The sequence below is a fragment of the Streptomyces sp. AC627_RSS907 genome, from assembly GCF_019049165.1.
Genome location: NZ_JAGMUE010000209.1, coordinates 1 through 580 on the forward strand (window position 1 = coordinate 1; position 580 = coordinate 580).

Annotated in this window: 1 protein-coding gene; it reads left to right on the plus strand. The window is 72.1% G+C overall.

Annotated elements, in window-relative coordinates:
• Window positions 1–2: 2 nt before the first annotated feature.
• Window positions 3–580: thioesterase II family protein (locus KUM32_RS32215; protein ID WP_217145485.1), on the plus strand; the 578-nt coding region annotated here is incomplete at its 3' end.

Consider the following 580-nt stretch of genomic DNA (forward strand, 5'->3'; position numbering starts at 1 on the left):
ACCTGTGGGTCCGGCGCTTCCATCCCGTAGCCGACAGTCCGCACCGCGTGGTGCTCCTGCCGCACGCAGGAGGGTCCGCTTCCTTCTTCTTCCCCTTCTCCAAGGCGCTCTCCGAGACCACCGACGTGCTGTCGGTGCAGTACCCGGGCCGCCAGGACCGGCGCGCCGAACCGCCGTTGGAGAACGTGGGCGACCTGGTCGACGCGATCTACGCGGCGCTCGCGCCCTGGGCGGACCGCCCGCTGGTGCTCTTCGGGCACAGCATGGGCGCGGTGCTCGGCTTCGAACTGGCGCGCCGCTTCGAGCGGGACGGCAACGTCCACCTGCGCGGCCTGATCGCCTCCGGGCGGCGGGCGCCGATCACCTTCCGGGACGAGAACGTCCACCAGCGGGGCGACGACGGGCTGATCGCCGAGATCCGCGCGCTCAGCGGGACCGACTCCGGGCTGCTGGCCGACGAGGAGTTGCTGCGGATGGTGCTGCCGGCCATCCGCGCCGACTACACGGCCATCGAGACCTACCGGTGCGACGTGGACGGCAGCGCGCCGGTGCTGCACTGCCCGATCAGCGTGCTCACCGG